This window comes from Chryseobacterium gregarium DSM 19109, assembly GCF_000430845.1.
GTDB lineage: Bacteria > Bacteroidota > Bacteroidia > Flavobacteriales > Weeksellaceae > Chryseobacterium > Chryseobacterium gregarium.
Genome location: NZ_AUMU01000001.1, coordinates 284,135 through 304,784, shown reverse-complemented (window position 1 = coordinate 304,784; position 20,650 = coordinate 284,135). Strand labels below are relative to the sequence as shown.

Below are 20,650 nucleotides of genomic sequence, written 5' to 3'. Positions count from 1 at the left end.
CTGTTTTTTTGTAACAAATAATTAAAATAAAATTAATATGATAATTCCAAATTTTTAACATATTTTAACCAATATATGCTGTAATACTTCTATAAAGCGTTATATTGTGTTAAAAATTAGGCTCTTAAGTACGGTAGGGGTAAATTTGCACTCATGATTTCAGAACATACAATTATGAAACACAATGTTAAGTACTTAAGAATTGTAATTTTGAGTTTAGTGTTTAGTTTAATTTCTATTGTCGGTAATGCGCAGACGCATACTTACTTAGAAAGAAATAAGGCAATCGCATCTGAGCTTTCCATGAAATACGGTATTCCGGTTTCAGTTATTCTTTCCATAGCATTCGTTGAATCCGGCGGAGGGACAAGTAAAAATTCCGTAACGTACAATAATCATTTTGGCATTGTAGGCAAAAACAACCCTCAGTCAAAATACAGAAGTTTTTCTTCAGTGAGAGAATGCTACGAGGCATTTTGTAAGTTAGTCGTAAAAAAAGACTATTATTCAGCTTTAAAAGGAAGCGGTGATTTTTCTAAATGGGTGAAGGCTATTGCCTCTGCAGGCTACTCTACCCGTCCGAAGGAATGGATGAGAAGAATCAATCTGATCATCACCAAATACAGCCTTTCAAATCTGTAAAAAATTAAGATTTATAATTTATAAGCTCCGTAAAACGGAGCTTATTTTTTTTCACATTTATATTGTCAGGACTAATTTATCTGATTAAATTAGCCAAATAAATTTCCTTACGTTTTATGAATCCAAACAGAAATTGGAGGGTCGTGGTTTTACTTTCCCTGTGCTTTGTCATTTACCTGTTTTCATCGGTCATCATGTATGTTTTTAACATTAAATGGGAGCCATTACAGAATGTAAACTTATTATCAGAAATCATACATCCTGAAAAATTGAATGACGGTGCTTTGGCAAGCGACAGTTTGGCTGATTCCTCCAAACATGCCAACAGGGCGAAGGATTTTGAACTGTATAAAAAACCGGACTTTATTACAGACTTTACCAAAGGTGACAGCATTACAGCACTGATGCATTTTTCAGAAAAACTCGCCGAGCTGAAAAAAACAAAAAAAGGAAAGATAAGAATCGCTTATTTCGGAGACAGTATGATCGAAGGAGACCTGCTTACCCGCAAATTGCGAAAACTGCTTCAGGGTGAATTCGGAGGATATGGGGTAGGCTATCTACCCGTTCAGAGTAAAGTGGCTCCTATACGGGAATCTGCGGAGATAAAAGCCAGCGGATGGAAAATCATTAATTTTATGGATAAAGGGGCCAAAAATATGTATGTTTCCGGATTCAGTTTCAGCGGAATGGGAAACAGTCGTGTTACCGATAAAACCCTTATCAGCGGTACCAGAACAAACAAGTTTCTGATTTACGGACAGCCCCAGGGAAATGCTGCCATCAATTATAACGGAGCCAATATTATGCTTAACGGAACACTGCCTGTAAACAGACAGCTGCTTGCGAATGATACTGTAAGATCTTATTCCCTGAAGAGCAATACTTCTTCAGTTCCTTATTACGGAGTAAGTTTTGAATCCGATAACGGAATTATTTTAGACAATTTTTCTTTTCGCGGGATTACAGGGGTTGAATTTAAAAAAATTGATGAACATTTCCTGAAAGAGGTCCAGTCGCAGAATCATTATGATCTTATTGTCATGCAATATGGTGTTAATCTGCTGTTCAGGCCGAATGATACTGATTATTCATATTATGTGAAGATCATGACGCCTACGCTGGTGAAATTTAAAAGTGCATTTCCTGAAACCGATATCCTTATGATAAGTACGGCAGACCGGGCTTTCAGATATAACGGGGAATTCCAAAGTGCGAAAGGAGTTCGTAATCTAGTGGAGACCCAGGCAAAAATGGCTTACGACAACAACCTTTCATTCTTTAACCTTTTTGAAACCATGGGCGGTGAAAACTCTATTGTAGCATGGGCCCAGAAAGAGCCACCCCTTGCCAATAAGGATTATGTACACCCTAACGGGAAAGGAACCGATATCCTGGCAGAAAAACTGTACCATGCCATGATGAAAGATTATAAAAATTATACTGCTAAAAAAAGATCTGCACAATGAATCACGTAGAGGCGCTAATTTCAACTTTTGACTGGAAAGCATTTTTGCATCAGTTTGTCTACGACAGTAAAAATCCCCTGCTGTTCAATAACGGATTTTTCGTATACTTTTTCACGCTGTTTATCATTCTGTTTTATCTGTTAAGAAATAACTTCACGGCGAGGAGGTATGTTTTTACATTTTTTTCATTGTACTTCTTTTATAAAGCAAGTGGATGGTTTGTGGGGCTGGTTATTGTGTCTGCTATTGTCAATTACGTCCTTTCCAACGGGATATATAAAAGTCCGCAGAAAGCAAGAAAAACAGTACTGCTGGTGATAAGCATTATTTTCAACCTGGGGCTTTTGTTTTATTATAAGTATACGAACTTTTTTATTACGCTTTATAATGAGTTTTCCAGTGCAGAAATACACCCTTTGAATATCCTGCTGCCTATCGGTATATCATTCTTTACTTTTGAAAATTTAAGTTATACCATTGATGTATATCGGGGGGATTTCAAGCCCGCAAAGAAATTTACAGATTACCTGCTGTTCCTGTCTTTTTTCCCGAAGCTGATGATGGGACCGATTGTGCGTGCACATGATTTTGTACCGCAGATTAATCAGCCTTACTTTTTATCGGAAAAAGATTTTGCCATGGGATTCTATCTCATTATTTCAGGACTGATTAAAAAGCTGATTATTTCCGATTATATTACGCTAAATCTTGTCAATTATATCTTCGACAATCCTTCCCTCCATGTGGGTCTCGAAAACCTTTTCGCGGTCTATGGCTATGCTATGGTCATTTATTGTGATTTCAGCGGCTACAGTGACATCGCTATTGGTATTGCGCTTTGGCTTGGGGTAAAGATTCCTGCGAATTTCATGTCGCCTTACCAGAGTAAAAACATTACGGAGTTCTGGAGGAGATGGCACATTTCTCTTTCCTCATGGCTGAAAGACTATCTCTATATTCCGCTGGGAGGCAACCGGAAATTTTCCCTGGCATCCGTTATTTTTGTCGTAGCATTCTTATGCGGAACCTATTTTACTTCTGTCGGATTGTTTAAACTGGCTCCTTTATATGCAGGACTGATTACATTGCTGATGCTGATTATCTTTATATTACCGGCAGTGATTACGAAAAACTCAAAAGGGATTGCGGCTAACTTTAATCTTCTTACGACAATGCTTTTGGGCGGATTCTGGCATGGAGCGAGCTGGAATTTTATTATTTGGGGGGCGATTCACGGAATCGGTCTTGGCGTGCATAAAATATGGATGCTGACCACAGGAAAAGCTTTTTCAGGATTTAATAATAGTATCGTGTACAGGATCATTATGGGAGTAATCACCTTCCATTTTGTGTGTTTCGGATGGATTTTCTTCAGAGCAGAAAATTTTGACACTGCGATTTCCATGCTGAAGCAGATATTCTATAATTTTGATGCCAGTGCTTTTACGCCGTTCTATGATAATTATAAAGAAGTATTAGGTATGATCGTCATTGCCATGGCCATTCACCTTATTCCTGAAAATGCAGCCGAGAAATTTATTTCAAAGCGAGGGAGCATTCCTTTAATCGTCTATATAATTATCTTTTTTGCATTTCTGCTGGTGTATGGATATTTCAAATCTGCAGAACAGGTGCTCCCTATTTACCTCCAGTTTTAAGAGGGCTTTATTTTATTTATTGAGTAATGGCAGAAAATGCCTTCCAGATAAGTTCGGCCTGGTTTTCATAACCGGGCTTTACAAAATGTACCCCGTCTGAATTGGCTTCTTTTCTTATCTGCGCTCTTTTAAAAGATCCTTTTCCGCCACTGGCCTGATAAAGATCAAAAAAGGCAGCATTATTCTGCACGGCGCTTTCCCTGATCCAGCTTACGATTTCCGGAACCCGGGACTGTTTCGGGAGGTTATCAGGCGGGGAGACCAGCAATACCGGAAGTACAGCATTTTCTTTACGGAATTTACTGATAAGTTCTGTAACGGCATATTGGAATTCTTCCTTGCTTATCGGCGCAAAAGCTTCATTGGTTCCCAGGGCAATGACCAGGATATCAGGATGTACCGTAACCAGCTGCTGCACCTGAAGCGGGTACTTTAAAAAATCGGCATAAGTAGCACCGTTAACCCCTACGGTATTAAACACAATCCCTTTCTCTACATTTTTTAAAAACTGGAATCCGTAGAATATATTTCCGGCAGGATTATCGGAACGTATTAAAAATACCTGCTGGGGCTCCTTTACATCAATCTCTGTTTTAAATCCTTTCAGTTTCTGTCGGGCAATCGGCTCAATCTGATTTTCAAAATCGGCATTGTAGATCAGGTAATTCCTTTCCACTTTATAACTTTGCCCTTCAGCAGGATTTAAGATCCGGGTTCCGTTCATCTGTTTCAGCCTGGTGGTGGTGCTGTTATATTTTGAGACCATCTCATGAAATGTTTCTCCGGCAGCGGCCGTATGATTCAGGTTTTCTGTCTTTTTTTGAATAAAGTTTCTGAGACTCTGCTTTTCACGGTACAGCGTCACTTCTTGGCCGTCCATCTGCGCATCATGGTAAATAATAACCTTATCAAAAGTATCCTGGGGATTTTTAAAGCTTATTTCCAATAAAGAGTTCTCTTTGTTGCCGATTACAAAACCACCGGCTCCGATCTGCGGAAACACTTTTTGCTCATGCACCAGCCTGAAGGTTTCCCAAGTACGGTTGCTTGCTGAAGTGAAATCATCAGATCCGTTGGTATTGGCTACGGTATAAGGGAAAACCATTCCGCGCCCGGCATTCCCATACTGGTCCTGAAACTTTTTTCTCAGGTATGAAGTAAGCCAGTCGGCCTGGATATGCGAATCTCCCATAAAAAGGATCTGGGAAACTTTATTCTGTTTCAGTTTTTCTGTAAAAGGTTTTAATGTTTCTGCATTTTCGATCTGCTGTGCCTGTATGCCTGTTGAAAAGAGTAACAACAGGATGCCTAAATTTCTGCCCGTAATTTTCATACCGTGAATTTATAAATTTTTCTGATAGAGGCATCTCATAATCTAAAATAAGTCAGTCTGAATTTTAAATATTAACTTTGCAAAAATTCTCCTTTTGAAAGACCTGCTTCTTATCACGCCTCCTTTTACCCAGCTTAATACGCCTTATCCTGCTACAGCTTATATCAAAGGCTTCCTTACTACCAAGAATATTTCAAGCTTCCAGATGGATCTGGGGATAGAAGTTATTCTTAAATTATTTTCAAAAGACGGCATTAAGGACATTTTCAGTAAAGGAATTGATATTCAGAACAGTTCAGAAAATACCAAAAGGATTTTTACGCTGAGAGACGAATATGTAAAAACCATTGACCAGGTAATTGCTTTCCTTCAGGGTAAAATCCCTACCCTGGCAAGGCAGATCTGCTCTATGAACTTTCTGCCGGAGGCTTCCCGCTTTAGTCAGCTGGATGATATGGAATTTGCTTTTGGCAACATGGGATTGCAGGATAAAGCCAAACATCTGGCTACCTTATATTTAGAAGACCTGTCTGATTATATCGTCGAGCATACCGATGCTGATTTCGGGTTCAGCAGATATGCAGAACGGCTGGGGAAAAGTGCCAATTCCTTTGATGAATTGTATGCGAAAATTTCCGGGGATACGACCTTTATTGATGATGTTACGTTAAAAATCCTTCATGAAAAACTGGAATCCGTTCAGCCGAAACTGGTCTGTTTTTCCGTTCCGTTTCCCGGAAATTTATACTCTGCTTTCAGATGTGCCAGATGGATTAAGGAATATTTTCCTCATATTAAAACGGCGATGGGCGGCGGTTTCCCGAATACGGAATTAAGAGAAGTCAAGGATCAGAGGGTATTTGAGTTTTTTGATTTCATCACGCTGGATGATGGTGAACTTCCGCTTGAATTACTCTGTGAGCATGTTTTTCATTCTAGGGAGACCGGAGATTCCGAGTTCAAGAGGACTTTTTTGATTGAAAACCAAGAGGTTATTTATAAAAATAATTCAAAAAGATCTGATTACAAGCAGGCGGAAATCGGAACTCCGGACTATACCGATTTACAGCTGGACCAATATATTTCCGTTATTGAAATTGCCAATCCGATGCACAGTTTATGGAGCGACGGACGATGGAATAAGCTGACCATGGCACACGGATGTTATTGGGGAAAATGTACGTTCTGTGATATTTCTCTGGATTACATTAAAATTTATGAACCGATCTCTGCCAAAATTCTGGTGGACAGAATGGAAGAACTGGTCAGCACAACCGGGGAAACCGGATTCCATTTTGTGGATGAAGCAGCTCCGCCAGCTCTGATGAGGGAAGTAGCATTGGAAATTCTGAGGAGAAACCTCGTAGTGACCTGGTGGACGAATATCCGTTTTGAAAAAAGTTTCACGAAAGATTTATGCTTTTTGCTGAAACTTTCGGGGTGTGTCGCCGTTTCAGGCGGACTGGAAGTAGCCAGTGACCGCCTGCTGAACTTGATTGACAAAGGGATTTCCGTAGAACAGGTAGCGAAAGTAACCCGGAATTTTACAGAAGCCGGAATTATGATCCATGCCTATCTGATGTATGGCTACCCTACCCAGACCGTTCAGGAAACGGTGGATTCCCTGGAAATGGTCCGCCAGATGTTTGAAATGGGAATTTTACAGAGCGGCTTCTGGCATCAGTTTGCCATGACTGCCCATTCTCCCGTCGGCATGAATCCGGAGGAATTTGGAGTTACACCTATAAGACAGGAAATTTTATTTGCGAATAACGATATTGATTTTACGGATAAAACGGGGATTGATCATGTTAAATTCAGTTTCGGGTTAAAAAAATCCCTGTTCAATTATATGCATGGAATTAATTTTGATATTCCGCTTCAGGATTGGTTTGATTTCAAAATTCCGCGGGCAAGCATTGATCCGGATTATATTCATGACTGCCTGTTGGAGGAAGAAGATTTTAAGTTCAAAGGCAATGCGAAAGTTATTTTTATCACCAAAAACGTAATCGCTGAGAATCGCTTAAAAACAAAAAAGAAATATATTTACCCGTACACGAAAATTACAGTCCATTTAAAAACCAATATGGTCAGTATAGAATTAGACCAGGCTCAGGCGGAATGGCTGATTAAAATGTTTCAGGACCATTCTACTGAAAACCAGAAAAAAGTTACTCTTCAGCAATTGAAACTAAATTTTGAAGAAAATTTTGAAAATTTTGAATTGTTCTGGTTTTCTAAACCCATGCAGCAGCTGAAAGATAACGGTGTTATCCTGAGTTTATAATATCGTATTTTCTTTTGGTAAAATAATATTGAATAGCATAAAAAATTCCAGAATTTTCCCCGAAATTTTTTACTTTTAAACTTTAATAAAATTTTATTTCTGGACACCGTCTTTCGTCACTTCACCCACAATTACTTTTTCCTGAACCTTAATAAAATTCGGATCCATAACAGCCATCCGTTCTGCAAGTGCTTTGTAAGTCGGAAATTTTAAGATGGATGCGCGTCCGGACATTTCCCTGTAAACGGTAAATGTTTTTCCGCCGGCAGATTTAAGCTGTTTGGTAGTCGTAATATACCTTCCGATGTATTTGCTTTTGGCATCGTAAATTTCTATGTCAACAAAAGTTTTATCGGTAACGGTATCTTCCGATCCGAAACTTACCGGTAAATTGGTAAAATATCCTACCGGTCTGCCATTGCTCAGGATTTCACCTACATTATTGACCGTAATATTCAGCCTGTCAATCTTGGTTCTCGTGGTGTAGGCGTCTTTAGTTTTGGTATCCAGCTTTCGTTTCGGGTTATTTTTAAAGAGCTCGTCCAGGTTTTTGATATTGATGCCTCTTTCATCGATTATTTTCAAACCCTTTATCGATGTATACACTGCGGATTTTTCTTCACCCGAGAACGCCGACGGAGAAATATAATCCATCTCAAGGGTTTTCTCCTGGTTATAGACTCTGTTCAGCCTGATATAACTGTCCCGTACGGAATCAACAATACTTTTGTCAATAAATTCTATGGTATAGACCGGATTTTCTTTAAGATCCATAAAAATGTAACTACTGCCCTTACTGGCAATCTTTGCCACATGTATTCCGTCAATACTTACAATACCCCTTTTGGTCTTGATATTCTGGGCGTTTACAATAATGCCCAAAACTGTAAATAAAATGATTAAACTCCTTTGCATAAGCCAGATTCTTACATCCATAAAAAAAAGTGTAACAAAGTTACACTTTCTTGAAAATATATTTAGCTCTTCCTTTAATTATTCACAAAGGATAATTCCTTTATTATGATTAAATTCTACAACACCGCTTGTGATAGGATAAGAAAAAACAGCGTCTTTCTCATTTTCTTTGGTAAAATATTTTGTATACGTTTCGTTGATGGATTTCGTATATAATTTTACTTTACCTCCGACTAAAGAAGAAACAATTCCTGCGTGGTTGGTCATGATGTGGAATTCACCATCTTTCCCAGGCAGCAATACAGAATCTACTTCTCCTTCAAAAACTACGTATTCTGGTGTTAAAATTTTTATATTCATTTCTTTAGATTTGAAGATTTCAGATTTCAGATTTCAGACAACATTAAAGTCTCATGTCTTGAATCTGATCCCTTTTGTCTAATTTATTAAGCGTTATCCGCTAACATTTTTTGTCCTGCCTCGATTGCTTCTTCAATGGTTCCTTTCAGGTTGAAAGCAGCTTCCGGTAAATGATCCAATTCACCATCGATGATCATGTTGAATCCTTTGATGGTATCTTTGATATCTACCAATGATCCCGGGATCCCTGTAAACTGTTCTGCTACGTGGAAAGGCTGAGACAAGAATCTCTGAACTTTTCTGGCACGGTAAACCACAGATTTATCTTCTTCTGAAAGTTCTTCCATCCCTAAGATCGCGATGATATCCTGAAGCGCTTTATATCTCTGAAGGATTTCTTTTACTCTCTGAGCACAGTTATAATGTTCTTCACCGATAATTTCCGGAGCCAGGATTCTTGATGTAGAAGCCAATGGATCTACTGCCGGGTAAATACCTAATGAAGCAATTTTTCTATCCAATACCGTTGTTGCATCCAAGTGGGCAAATGTTGTTGCAGGAGCCGGGTCAGTTAAATCATCCGCAGGTACGTAAACCGCCTGTACTGAAGTAATAGATCCGTTTTTTGTTGAAGTAATTCTTTCCTGCATCGCCCCCATTTCAGATGCCAATGTCGGCTGGTAACCTACCGCAGAAGGCATACGTCCTAAAAGTGCAGACACCTCGGAACCGGCCTGTGTGAAACGGAAAATGTTGTCCACAAAGAACAATACGTCTCTACCCTGTCCGCTTTCACCACCGTCTCTGTAGTACTCAGCTAATGTAAGACCGGAAAGTGCAACTCTCGCTCTTGCTCCCGGCGGCTCATTCATCTGTCCGAATACGAAGGCAGCTTTGGATTCTTTCATAACCTCCATGTCCACTTTTGAAAGGTCCCAACCTCCGTTTTCCATAGAGTGCATGAAATCATCACCGTATTTAATAATACCTGATTCAAGCATTTCTCTTAAAAGGTCATTTCCTTCTCTCGTTCTTTCACCTACGCCGGCGAAAACAGAAAGACCTCCGTGTCCTTTTGCAATATTGTTAATCAACTCCTGGATCAATACCGTTTTACCTACACCGGCACCACCGAACAAACCGATCTTACCTCCTTTTGCGTAAGGCTCAACCAAGTCGATTACTTTAATACCTGTAAATAAAACTTCTGCAGAAGTTGAAAGTTGATCAAATTTCGGAGCTGGTCTGTGAATAGGAAGACCACCTTCCTTAGAAATATTCTGAAGTCCGTCGATAGCATCACCAACCACGTTGAATAGCCTTCCGTTGACAGCTTCTCCGACCGGCATGGTAATAGGATTTCCGTATCCGATTACATCCTGTCCTCTTTGAAGACCGTCTGTAGCATCCATTGCGATACATCTCACTGTATCTTCACCAATATGTTGTTCTACTTCTAAGACTACTTTTTCACCGTTCCCTTTTGTAATTTCCAACGCGTCATAAATGCTCGGAATTGCTTCCACATTTGAAAAGACTACGTCGATTACAGGACCAATGATTTGAGAAATTTTTCCTTTAATTTGGTTTGCCATTGCTAAATTTTTTCTTGGTGCAAATATAATGATTCTTGATAAACCTACAATTGGTAAAAAAAAGATTTTTATCATACTTTTTTAAACAATGTAGCAATATAATAATCCATCAATTTGTCAATAATGACTCAGTAAAATACGTAATTTTATCGTTACATGATTACATTGACAAAATGTTACATTAATAATGTTACATTATTTCTATATTTGCAGTCAAATTTTTTTTCGTTTTGAAAGTTTTCAGAAATTTTACAGATTATTCTTCCCACAAGCCTTTAGCGTTATCCTTAGGGATGTTTGACGGGGTTCATCTCGGGCATAAAAGCATTATTGATGCCTTGATAAAAACAGGTTCAGAAAATAATCTGGAAACAGCGGTGCTTACTTTCTGGCCGCATCCGAGGTTTATTTTTAATCCGAATGAAGATCTAAAGCTTCTGAATACGGTGGAAGAAAAAAAATTCCTGATGGAAAAATACGGCATCAGCCATTTATTTTTAAAAGAGTTTGACGAAGAGTTCCGGAACCTGACGGGAGAAGAGTTCGTCCGCCAGATTTTAATTGGCCAGCTGCATGTCAAATATCTGATTATCGGATACGACCATTCCTTTGGAAAGAATAAAAGCGGAAATTTCGAGTTGCTGCAAAAACTATCAGAAGAGCTGGATTTTGAAGTGGAACAGATGGAAGCCGTTAACATTCATGAAAATAATATCAGTTCTACCAAAATCAGGAATGCCCTTTTTGCCGGAGACATCAAAAAAGCCAATGAAATGCTGGGTTATTCCTACTCTGTTTCCGGTACGGTGGTTCACGGAAAGAAAATAGGAAGAACGATAGGCTATCCTACGGCCAACATTGAATCGGATTCCATTAAGCTTTTACCGAAGAAAGGAGCCTACATTGTTGAAGTTTGGATTAAAGGAAAGGAATATAAAGGAATGTTGAGCGTTGGAACCAACCCTACCGTTAACGGTGAAAAATTAACCGTCGAAGTATATATTCTCAATTTTAATGAGGATATTTATGATGAAGAAATCACAGTGAAATTCAGAGATTTCCTTCACGACGAAATTAAATTTGAAGGACTTGACAAATTAATCGAAAGGCTGGATGAAGATAAGAAGCTGACGGAAGAATTTCCGTTTTAACTGCTGCTTATATCCGCTTTTGCTTTCTTAGTTAAAGAATTAAACACCAATTCATACGAATGATCGATTAATTTAAAGATTAGTTCTCTTTTTAACCCATCTACCCTCACGGAATTCCAATGGATCTTATTCATGTGATAAGCCCCTGTAATCTGCGGATGCTGCTCACGAAGCTCTGCACTCCATTCAGGATCTGTTTTGACATTAATGCCCAAAGGCTGTTTTTCCAGTGCCATTAATAAAAACATTTTTGTTCCTACTTTTAACACGAGTGTTTCATTATCAAAAGGAAAAGATTCCGTTACCCCTTTTTTTTCAAGACAATATTCTAAAATTTCGTTGGCATCCATGCTCTTTATGAATTATAAGTATAGGAAATAAGCAATCTGTAAATAATAAACTATGATTTTATAGTCGCTCTGTAATTATTGGTCCAAATTTAGTAATTTTAAGAAACAAACATCATCACCCAAACACTATTTTATGAAAGCTCTCATTATCGGTGCTACCGGCGCTACAGGAAAAGATTTAGTCAGACAGTTACTTAATGATAAGGACTTTGAAGAAGTCAATATTTTCGTAAGAAAGCCTGTTGATATCCAGGACCCCAAACTGAAAGTTCATGTAGTCAATTTTGATCAGCCTGATGAATGGAAGCATACAATAAAAGGTGACGTTGCTTTTTCATGTCTAGGAACCACTTTAAAAGCTGCAGGAAGTAAAGAAGCCCAGAAAAAAGTGGATTTTAATTATCAGTATGAATTTGCGAAAGCAGCCAGAGAAAATAATGTAGATGATTATATCCTGGTTTCTTCATACGGAGCTGATCCGAAATCAAAAATTTTCTATTCCAGAATGAAAGGTGAACTGGAAGCAGCGGTAAAAGAACTGCATTTTGAGAAGATCACGATCTTCAGGCCGGGAATGCTGGAAAGAAAGGATTCTGACCGGACCGGAGAAGTACTGGGAAGCAGGGTTATAAAATTTGCCAATACATTAGGTCTTCTGGAAAGTCAGAAACCGCTCCCGACAGATGTCTTAGCAAAAGCCATGATCAATTCCTCCAAAATTAAAAGCAACGGTTATTCCAGTATAGAACTGGGGAATATTTTCGGTTTTGCCGAGAAAAGCAATGACTAGCAGTATACGTTTAGAGTAAATTAAATACACCTGAAAATCAGTATGATCAACATAATGTGAGCGAAATTATTTGTAAAATAAATTTAAACCCTCTCTAAAAAAATACCGGCTCCACTTAATAAGATCATTTTATGATCAAATCGAGCGGAGCCGGTTAATTTTTGTTGTTTAAATATTGCTTATCTTATTTCATATACTTCGTAATGGCTTCATCCGTAGGCTTTGTAGTGCTTACAAAAGAATCAACCAATTTCCCGTTTTCATCAATTAAAAATTTTGTAAAGTTCCAAAGAATGCTGGTATTCTTTACACCGTTCAAATCTTTCTCTGTTAAATATTTAAAGATCGGGGCCATATCGTTTCCTTTAACGGAAATTTTGGCTGCCAACGGAAATGTTACGCCAAAATTTTTCTGGCAGAATGCACCGATTTCCTTATTGGTTCCCGGTTCCTGGCCTCCGAAATTGTTTGCAGGAAATCCTACCACCACCAGTTTGTCTTTATATTCCTGAGCTACTTTTTCAAGATCGGCATACTGCGGTGTAAACCCACATTCTGAAGCTGTGTTGACAATAAGGATTTTCTTTCCTTTAAAATCCGCAAAATTAATTTCCTTACCTTCTTCCAGGGCCGGAACTTTATAATCGTAGATTGATTTTCCCATAAGTTCTTTGGTTTTGGCTTTAGACGCTTCACTTTTTTTCTGTGCACAGCTGTTGAAGAATGCAACGAAAGAAAGAAGCATTATAAATAATCTTTTCATAATATTTTTATTTAGTTTAAAATTTAAACGTATTGGCAGGAAATACTTTATTGATGTCAATCCTGTTGATCATCATTACATAATCCCCGTCTTTTTTTGTACTGGAAGATTCAATCCTGAAAGGCATCGAAAGGCTTCCCACTTTTTTATATTCCGAATAGTCCAGAGTTTCATCCTTTTTAATTTCTCTAAGCAGCATATAGGTTTTGGTATCAAAGTAATACATGTTCTTGTTGACATTCTTTGTCAGCTCAACCTTATGGCAGTAAATATTCCCGATCTTTTCCTTTCCTAAATACTTTGCTTCAAATCCTTTATTTTCCCAGTCGATGAAATCATTGTCGAAACTTTCCGGAACATATCCTGCGTATTCCTGAACTTTATTATTGGCATAGTTCATCGCATACCCTTTAGATCCGTCATAGCCTTCAATAGCCGTGTCCTTCCCGCTGATGGTAATGATTGTTTTTGTAAGATTTGGGCGCTGCTGGTAGATCTTTATCGGGTATTCGTCCTTAACTCCCAAAATAACTTTTCCCTGAAGCAGTACCGAATTCAGGAGCTTCCAATTCGTTAATCCTCCGGACAGTTCTATATTTTTGTCTATGATCTCCTTTGCCGTCTGAGCGCACAATGAAGTGGTAAACGTTAAAAGGACCAGGTATATTATTTTTTTCATTTATTTCTTTTATAATAGCTGTCTGAAGAAGGTCTGAAAATAAATTTCGGTTCATTCCTTCTATTTTTGGGGATCAGATTTCCATTGATATAAGTGAATACGGATCCCAGATCTTCATTAAAATCCAATGGCTTTGTAAGATATAGTTTTTTATTTTCAAATATATAATGAACGGGGTCTTTTACAATTTGATTTTTAGACGGGATGACCAGATAAGACGGGTATATTTTATTATTTTTAAATTCCAGCACCATAAATGTATAGATATCAATTGCTCCATTCGTTGTTGCCCTACAACTGTGATTAATCCGGGCATAGAATTTTTTATTATTCAAATTCTGACATTTCAGATTTGAACAGCAACATACTAATATTAAAAATAAAATTCTCACTTATGTCTTGTATATTAATTCAAATATAAGGGGAATTGGGCGAAAAACAAAAAGCAATGTCTTCCAGAAATTATTTTCAGATCAATTTCCGTGCTTTTTCCAGATCTTCGGGAGTATCGATCCCTACTCCGATAAAATTGGTTTCTATTAATTTAATCTTCATTCCGTATTCCAGATACCGGATACATTCGATCTTTTCCGAGATTTCCAGCGGCTTCATCTCCAGTTTTGAAAACTGAATTAATGCATGCTTTCTGAAAGCGTAAACCCCAATGTGTTTGAAATAGCTTATATTATAGGAAACTTCCCTGTGAAAAGGAATCACGGAACGGCTGAAATACAAAGCGAAACCGCTATTGTCCGTAATGACTTTTACATTATTCGGGTTTTCAATTTCTTCTTTTTCCGTGAGCCTGATTCTTAATGAAGCTAAAGAAATTTCCTGATTTTCATCGTTGTGGAATACTTCAATCAGCTGTTTCAGCGGCTCTAATTTGAGAAACGGTTCATCTCCCTGTACATTAATCACGATATCACAGTCAATATGCTGGACGGCTTCTGCAATCCGGTCGCTTCCTGTTTCATGCCGGCCGGTCATTACTGCTTTACCGCCATTTTTAACAATTTCATCAAAAATAATTTCGGAATCTGTTGCTACAAAGACTTCATCAAACAGACCTGTTTCCAAAACATTCTTATAGGTTGTCGCAATAACGGTTTTTTCTCCCAGCATCTGCATCAGCTTTGCCGGAAAGCGGCTGGCTTCATAACGTGCGGGAATAACGGCAATGATTTTCATATTCAAATATATCAATTTAACAATGTACCAGCGTAACAATAACCGCATTTATTGACATTATGTTACACTGATACATTGGTAAACTATTTAAGATTATTTAAAGCATTTTCCAGTTTCGGCATCATTCCTGAAATCTCTTCCGTAGCCAGACCTCCAACAGAAGCCCTGAACCAAGGCTCCGATTTTTCTTCCCCGAAAGCAGAGAAAGGAACCAAAGCAACTCCGGCCTCATTGATCAGGTAAAATACAAGGTCGGAAGAATTTTCAATAAGAGAACCATCCGGTTTCGTTTTCCCGATGTAATCCAATTTAATCGTAAGATATAGTGCTCCCATGGGTTCGATGCTGTCTACAGCAAGACCTTTTCCTTTTAAATCCTGAATTCCTGCATGCAGAACTTTCAGACTTGCTTCCAATTTCCCTTTGAAATCTTCTATGAAAACATTCACATCCTCCGGATTTTCAAAATATTTTGCAGTAGCTTCCTGTTCCGGTTTAGGAGCCCATGCTCCCACATGGGTAAGAAGGGCTTTCATTTTATCCATGATATGAGCCGGACCGAATCCCCAGCCCACACGAACGCCTGTGGCAGCAAGGCATTTTGAAATACCGTCAATGTAAACCGTATATTCTTTCATTTCAGGAAAAAGTGATACCGGATCTACATGCTCAGCCCCGAAAGTAAGGTTGGAATAAATCTGGTCGTACATTAGGTACAACGGTTTTTCATCTTCGCTTCTCTGTTTGTTTTCCGCTAAAACCAACTCACAGATTTCAGACAGCTGTTCTTTGGTAAACATGGTGCCGGTCGGGTTCAGCGGTGAACAAAGTGCCAGTAAAACGGCTCCTGATAAATGAGGTCTCAAATCATCCGCCGTCGGAAGGAAATTATTTTCAGGGGTTGTTTTCACTTCTACAGCATCAGCAGAAGTAAGGTAGGCGTAATGGTTATTATTCCACGAAGGGACAGGGTAAATCACTTTATCGCCTTCATCAACAATCGTTTTATACACCGCATAGATCAGAGGTCTTGAACCGGCTGTAATTAGAATGTCATTGGGGGAATAATCCAGGTTCCATCTTATTTTTAAGTCTTTTGAAACTTCTTTCCTTAAAGATAAAAGTCCGTTAGCCGGCGGATAATTCGTCAGATTATTCTGATATGCTTTCTGAATCTCTTCCTTTAACTTTGCAGGAATAGGATAAATATTAGAATTCAGATCACCGATGGTAAGGTTTGCTATTTCCGCTCCTTTTGCCTTTAAATCATTTACTTCGTTACCAATTTTTACAATTTCAGAACCGATCAGGTTCGCCGCTAATTTTGAAACTTTCACTTTACTTTTATTTAGAATTATATTTATGCTGAGGGATCAGAAATTAGGTTTTAAGGCTTAGCTCTGCCTGTGCAAAATTATCTAATTCTTATTACCTAAATCCTAACACCTTATATTTATGTTAACTGTAAGTCGTTTTTTACCTGATTGATTTTCTCTTCCAGGGAGATTAATTTATTATTGAAATCCGCTTCGGAAGTAACAGAGTCTTTTACTGAAATATAGAATTTAATTTTAGGTTCTGTTCCGGAAGGTCTTACACAGACTTTTGTACCGTCCTGTGTATAATAGATAAGTACATTTGATGCAGGAATGTCTTTCATGACCAGTTTTTCATTTTTGGAAACAACAAAATTGGTCTGCTCTTTGAAATCCTTCACTTCTTCTACCGGAGAACCTGCCAGCTGTTCAGGCGGATTTTCACGGAAGTTCTTCATCATATTCTGGATCTCTTCTGCCCCGTCTCTCCCTTTTCTTACCAGGTTTACCAATCCTTCATAATACATCCCGGTTTCCTGATAGATCTCAATTAAGTACTGATACATTGTTCTTCCGTTAGCTTTACACCATGCGGCAATTTCACATGCCAGTACAATACTGCCGCATGAGTCTTTGTCACGGACGAAATCACCGGTCATAAATCCGAAACTTTCTTCTCCGCCACAGATAAACTTTTCTTTCCCTTCAGCGTCGCGGATCATCTTGCCGATCCATTTGAAACCGGTCAGCCCGGCCTTGCACTGTACACCGAATTTCTGAGCAATATCAAAGAAAATATCAGAGGTAACGATGGTAGAACCAATAAATTCTTTACCGGTGATCCTTTCCTGTTTTCTCCATTCGTTCAGGATATAATAGGTCAGGATGGTATTACACTGGTTGCCGTTCAGCAGCTGCATTTCACCATCCAGGTTTCTTACGGCAATGCCCAGTCTGTCGCCATCCGGATCTGTTCCGATCACAATATCCGCATTGGTAATTTTCGCCAGGTCCATGGCCATTTCCAAGGCTGCCGGTTCTTCAGGGTTCGGAGAATCTACTGTCGGGAAATTCCCGCTTGGGATCATCTGCTCCTTTACCAGGTCGATTTTTTTGAAGCCAGCCTTTCGCAGTGCTTTCGGAACTGTAGTATAGGTTGTGCCGTGGATGGAAGTAAATACAATATTCAGATTTTCCTTTCCGACATTCTGATAAGTAGAATTTTCGATACAGGCGTCTATGTATACATCATCCTGCTCTTCCCCGATCCATTCGATCAGGCTATCGTTTCCGCTGAATTTAATTTCGTCAAATTTTACCGAAAGTACTTCATTGATAATTGCTTCATCATGAGGGGGAACAATCTGTGCGCCGTCATTCCAGTATACTTTATATCCGTTGTATTCAGGTGGGTTATGAGATGCGGTAAGAACAATTCCGCCGTGGCACTGTCTGTCTCTTACGGTAAATGACAATTCCGGAGTTGGTCTGTGATCTTTAAAAAGCAGGACTTTGATTCCGTTTGCCGTAAAGACATCGGCGACCAGTTTACCGAATTCTTTTGAATTATTTCTGACATCGTAGGCAATGGCTACTTTTATTTCTTCATTGGGGAACTGCTTCAGCATATAATTGGCAAGTCCCTGGGTTGCCTGACCTAAGGTGTATTTATTTAAACGGTTGGTCCCGACACCCATTATTCCCCTCATACCTCCGGTTCCGAATTCTAAGGCTCTGTAAAAAGAGTCTTCCAGATCCGGTGAATTGCCTTCAATTAATAGTTGAACAGCATTTCTTGTTTCCTCGTCAAATGATTCATGCAACCAAAGTTTTGCTTTTTCTAATGTTGTCATAGATGTATTTTGTAATTTTTATGGTTTATAAAATTCCAGTTTCATTCCGGGTAATTGTGCTCTTAATATATTTATTTTCAACCGAAGATCATTCAACTCAAGAGTAAAATCTCTGAAAATTTCTTTATTTATTTTAACTGATTGTTGTAGATTCTTCTGAAACTTCAGTTTTGACAATTTCTTTGAAAACAGTTTTTTTCATTTTCAAAAGTGAAATGACCTTTTTGCTTATTACAAATGGTTACTAATTCACATTTCTCTGAAGCAGCATTAATGGCAGCCATTCCGATACGGCAAAATTCATTGCCGGCTTCCAGATGCTTTTTTTCATTGCTGCACGCTCCAATTTTAGTCATTATACATTCAGCTTTAGTCAAATCGTGAGATTTTTCTAAGGACATTCATGCATTATATTTCACAGTGAATGACATGGCTTCAGTATTGATAATAATTTCATTGCAGTTACCGTCGGAATATTCATTAATAGCATGACAAACGGCACCCAATATAATGACGTTTAAATTATTATCTTGAAAACACTTTTCAAAATACATTTTAGGACGAAGTCTCACATGATCACTTGAATCAATATGAAGTAATGAATGTGCTTCATATATTTTTTTTTCTTCCAACTTCTAATCCAGTTTTTTATTCTCAACACGCGTGTCCTTATCTATTTTAAAAGCCCGGATCGGATCATTATAATAGATAAATTTAGCCGTATTCTGAACATGTCCTTTTAATGAATCCAAGACATTTACTTCTGCATAATTTCCGTTTTTGGAATCAATATTCAGGTTTTCGATTTTCCAGTAAGGAGCGATGAGACTTGCCGTATCGGAAATCTTGATCAATGCTTCTTTGGTTTCGCCCAGGAAATTCGCCCTGCTGCGGTTCAGCATTTCAACTTCTGCCCTTCTGGTATTCACCGAACCCATAAATGTAGCATTATTTTTTAAATTAAGCCTGAAATTATCGGTCTTAATTTCGCTTGAAATATTCATTTCCACAGAATCGGCAATGGCCACTTTTTCCAGATTATATTTTGAATAAATCGTTATATTATAGAAGTCAACACCTTTGGTCCCGCGTTTTTCCTTAATGGAAAGTGTTTTGTCGTTTACATCAACATCAAGATTATCCGCTACATTCGGATAGGTTTCTATTTCTACAAAGTTTTTGGTTCCCCGTGCATAAAATACACGGAACTTCCCTTCCAGATCAAGGTTTACAAATTCCGGAACCGCTACATCTTTCCTTTCAATTGTTCCTTCAGGGGAAACCTTTCCGCAGGAAACCAATGTCAATACAGCAATAGCATAAACAACATTTTTCATTTTAAATCACTTCGTCAATATTGTAATTTTTATGTTCTCTGTTTGTTCTGATGATCATCTCTCCTAAGAATCCTGCAATGAAAAGCAAAGTTCCCATGATCATCATGGTCAAGGCAATAAAAAACCACGGATTATTGGTGATCAGGTGCCCGTAAATTCCTCTGGCGACATCAATCAGTTTCGACAATCCCAACCATACTGCGGACAGAAAACCGACGATAAACATCAAAGTCCCTACGGCACCAAAAAAATGCATCGGGCGCCCTCCAAAACGGCTGACAAACCAAAGAGTCACTAAATCCAGGAAGCCACGGATAAATCTTTCCGTTCCGAATTTTGACGTTCCGTAAGGTCTTGCCTGATGCTGAACCTCTTTTTCCGTAATCCTTCTGAAGCCTGCATTGGCAGCCAGAACCGGGATATAACGGTGCATATCACCGTATACGTCAATCGTTTTCACCACCTGTTTTTTATAAGCTTTCAGGCCACAGTTAAAATCATGAAGTTCAACCCCCGAAACTTTTCTTGCAGCGGCATTGAACAGTTTAGAAGGGACGTTTTTTGTCATTACGTTATCAAAGCGTTTCTTTTTCCATCCGGAAACAATATCGTAATTTTCATGAACCACCATTTTATACAGTTCAGGAATTTCTTCCGGAAAATCCTGTAAATCAGCATCCATGGTAATGATAACATCACCGTTTGTTCTTTCAAAAGCCGCATGAAGTGCCTGGGATTTGCCGTAGTTTTTAGAGAATTTAATAGCATGGATCTGCGGATGCTGTACCTTCAGATTTTCAATGATACTCCATGACAGATCAGTACTTCCGTCATCTACAAACCAGATTTCGTAGGATAAACTGTTGGCCTGGCAAACCGTATCAATTCTTAAAAAAAGTTCTTCGAGAGAAGCCTCTTCGTTCAATAGTGGAATAACTATGGATAAATTCATTTAATC

The 20,650-nt window shown here is 38.5% G+C and carries 20 protein-coding genes; 6 read left to right on the top strand and 14 right to left on the bottom strand.

The window, feature by feature from the left end; translation table 11 throughout:
- Positions 1-219: 219 nt before the first annotated feature.
- The 3 genes from H561_RS0101555 to H561_RS0101545 all read left to right on the top strand — a co-directional run bounded on the left by H561_RS0101555 (position 220) and on the right by H561_RS0101545 (position 3,769).
- Positions 220-642: a glucosaminidase domain-containing protein gene (locus tag H561_RS0101555; RefSeq protein ID WP_228372211.1), complete on the top strand. Its 423-nt coding sequence runs from the start codon at positions 220-222 to the stop codon at positions 640-642.
- Positions 643-758: 116 nt separating this feature from the next.
- A complete protein-coding gene (locus tag H561_RS0101550) occupies positions 759-2,111 on the top strand; it encodes an SGNH/GDSL hydrolase family protein (protein WP_027385405.1) in 1,353 nt (450 codons plus the stop codon).
- Complete coding sequence (locus H561_RS0101545; protein ID WP_027385404.1) at positions 2,108-3,769, top strand: MBOAT family O-acyltransferase; 1,662 nt, start codon at positions 2,108-2,110, stop codon at positions 3,767-3,769. Before H561_RS0101550 ends, H561_RS0101545 begins: the two co-directional genes overlap by 4 nt.
- Positions 3,770-3,785: 16 nt before the next feature.
- Here H561_RS0101545 and H561_RS0101540 read toward each other — a convergent pair whose 3' ends face one another.
- Positions 3,786-5,102 carry a GDSL-type esterase/lipase family protein gene (locus H561_RS0101540; RefSeq protein WP_051349270.1) on the bottom strand — a complete coding sequence of 439 codons (1,317 nt, stop codon included), beginning with the start codon at positions 5,100-5,102 and terminating at the stop codon, positions 3,786-3,788.
- Positions 5,103-5,196: 94 nt separating this feature from the next.
- Between H561_RS0101540 and H561_RS0101535 the strand changes: the two genes are divergently transcribed.
- Positions 5,197-7,392 carry a B12-binding domain-containing radical SAM protein gene (locus H561_RS0101535; protein ID WP_027385402.1) on the top strand — a complete coding sequence of 732 codons (2,196 nt, stop codon included), beginning with the start codon at positions 5,197-5,199 and terminating at the stop codon, positions 7,390-7,392.
- Between the two features lie 93 nt (positions 7,393-7,485).
- Here the strand turns inward: H561_RS0101535 and H561_RS0101530 are convergent, their stop codons facing one another.
- The 3 genes from H561_RS0101530 to atpD all read right to left on the bottom strand — a co-directional run bounded on the left by H561_RS0101530 (position 7,486) and on the right by atpD (position 10,262).
- On the bottom strand, positions 7,486-8,307 hold the full coding sequence (locus tag H561_RS0101530; RefSeq protein ID WP_027385401.1) for a hypothetical protein: 822 nt from the start codon (positions 8,305-8,307) through the stop codon (positions 7,486-7,488).
- Between the two features lie 78 nt (positions 8,308-8,385).
- Positions 8,386-8,667 carry a FoF1 ATP synthase subunit delta/epsilon gene (locus H561_RS0101525; protein ID WP_027385400.1) on the bottom strand — a complete coding sequence of 94 codons (282 nt, stop codon included), beginning with the start codon at positions 8,665-8,667 and terminating at the stop codon, positions 8,386-8,388.
- 86 nt (positions 8,668-8,753) lie between these two features.
- Complete coding sequence (gene atpD / locus H561_RS0101520) at positions 8,754-10,262, bottom strand: F0F1 ATP synthase subunit beta (protein ID WP_027385399.1); 1,509 nt, start codon at positions 10,260-10,262, stop codon at positions 8,754-8,756.
- Positions 10,263-10,492: 230 nt separating this feature from the next.
- Between atpD and H561_RS0101515 the strand changes: the two genes are divergently transcribed.
- Positions 10,493-11,413 (top strand): bifunctional riboflavin kinase/FAD synthetase, encoded by a 921-nt coding sequence (locus tag H561_RS0101515; protein WP_027385398.1) that lies wholly within the window; start codon positions 10,493-10,495, stop codon positions 11,411-11,413.
- Here the strand turns inward: H561_RS0101515 and H561_RS0101510 are convergent.
- Positions 11,410-11,763: an MmcQ/YjbR family DNA-binding protein gene (locus H561_RS0101510; protein WP_027385397.1), complete on the bottom strand. Its 354-nt coding sequence runs from the start codon at positions 11,761-11,763 to the stop codon at positions 11,410-11,412. The genes H561_RS0101515 and H561_RS0101510 overlap by 4 nt on opposite strands.
- Positions 11,764-11,896: 133 nt before the next feature.
- Between H561_RS0101510 and H561_RS0101505 the strand changes: the two genes are divergently transcribed.
- Complete coding sequence (locus H561_RS0101505) at positions 11,897-12,553, top strand: NAD(P)H-binding protein (protein WP_027385396.1); 657 nt, start codon at positions 11,897-11,899, stop codon at positions 12,551-12,553.
- A gap of 184 nt (positions 12,554-12,737) precedes the next feature.
- On the opposite strand, the gene H561_RS0101500 is transcribed toward H561_RS0101505, so the two are convergent.
- The 9 genes from H561_RS0101500 to H561_RS0101455 all read right to left on the bottom strand — a co-directional run bounded on the left by H561_RS0101500 (position 12,738) and on the right by H561_RS0101455 (position 20,644).
- Positions 12,738-13,316 carry a glutathione peroxidase gene (locus tag H561_RS0101500; RefSeq protein WP_027385395.1) on the bottom strand — a complete coding sequence of 193 codons (579 nt, stop codon included), beginning with the start codon at positions 13,314-13,316 and terminating at the stop codon, positions 12,738-12,740.
- Between the two features lie 16 nt (positions 13,317-13,332).
- Positions 13,333-13,995, bottom strand: coding sequence for a hypothetical protein (locus H561_RS0101495; protein WP_027385394.1), 663 nt, complete (start codon positions 13,993-13,995; stop codon positions 13,333-13,335).
- Positions 13,992-14,330, bottom strand: coding sequence for a hypothetical protein (locus H561_RS0101490; RefSeq protein ID WP_027385393.1), 339 nt, complete (start codon positions 14,328-14,330; stop codon positions 13,992-13,994). Before H561_RS0101490 ends, H561_RS0101495 begins: the two co-directional genes overlap by 4 nt.
- A 133-nt stretch (positions 14,331-14,463) precedes the next feature.
- Positions 14,464-15,186, bottom strand: coding sequence for a 3-deoxy-manno-octulosonate cytidylyltransferase (gene kdsB, locus H561_RS0101485; protein ID WP_027385392.1), 723 nt, complete (start codon positions 15,184-15,186; stop codon positions 14,464-14,466).
- Between the two features lie 83 nt (positions 15,187-15,269).
- Positions 15,270-16,523 carry a pyridoxal phosphate-dependent aminotransferase gene (locus H561_RS0101480; protein WP_027385391.1) on the bottom strand — a complete coding sequence of 418 codons (1,254 nt, stop codon included), beginning with the start codon at positions 16,521-16,523 and terminating at the stop codon, positions 15,270-15,272.
- A 116-nt stretch (positions 16,524-16,639) separates the two neighbouring features.
- Positions 16,640-18,355: a phospho-sugar mutase gene (locus H561_RS0101475; protein ID WP_027385390.1), complete on the bottom strand. Its 1,716-nt coding sequence runs from the start codon at positions 18,353-18,355 to the stop codon at positions 16,640-16,642.
- A gap of 164 nt (positions 18,356-18,519) precedes the next feature.
- Positions 18,520-18,756 carry a hypothetical protein gene (locus tag H561_RS0101465; protein ID WP_155845709.1) on the bottom strand — a complete coding sequence of 79 codons (237 nt, stop codon included), beginning with the start codon at positions 18,754-18,756 and terminating at the stop codon, positions 18,520-18,522.
- Between the two features lie 234 nt (positions 18,757-18,990).
- Positions 18,991-19,692, bottom strand: a complete 702-nt coding sequence (locus H561_RS0101460) for a GIN domain-containing protein (protein ID WP_027385388.1) — start codon at positions 19,690-19,692, stop codon at positions 18,991-18,993.
- A 1-nt stretch (position 19,693) separates the two neighbouring features.
- Positions 19,694-20,644, bottom strand: coding sequence for a glycosyltransferase family 2 protein (locus tag H561_RS0101455; protein WP_027385387.1), 951 nt, complete (start codon positions 20,642-20,644; stop codon positions 19,694-19,696).
- Positions 20,645-20,650: the final 6 nt, after the last annotated feature.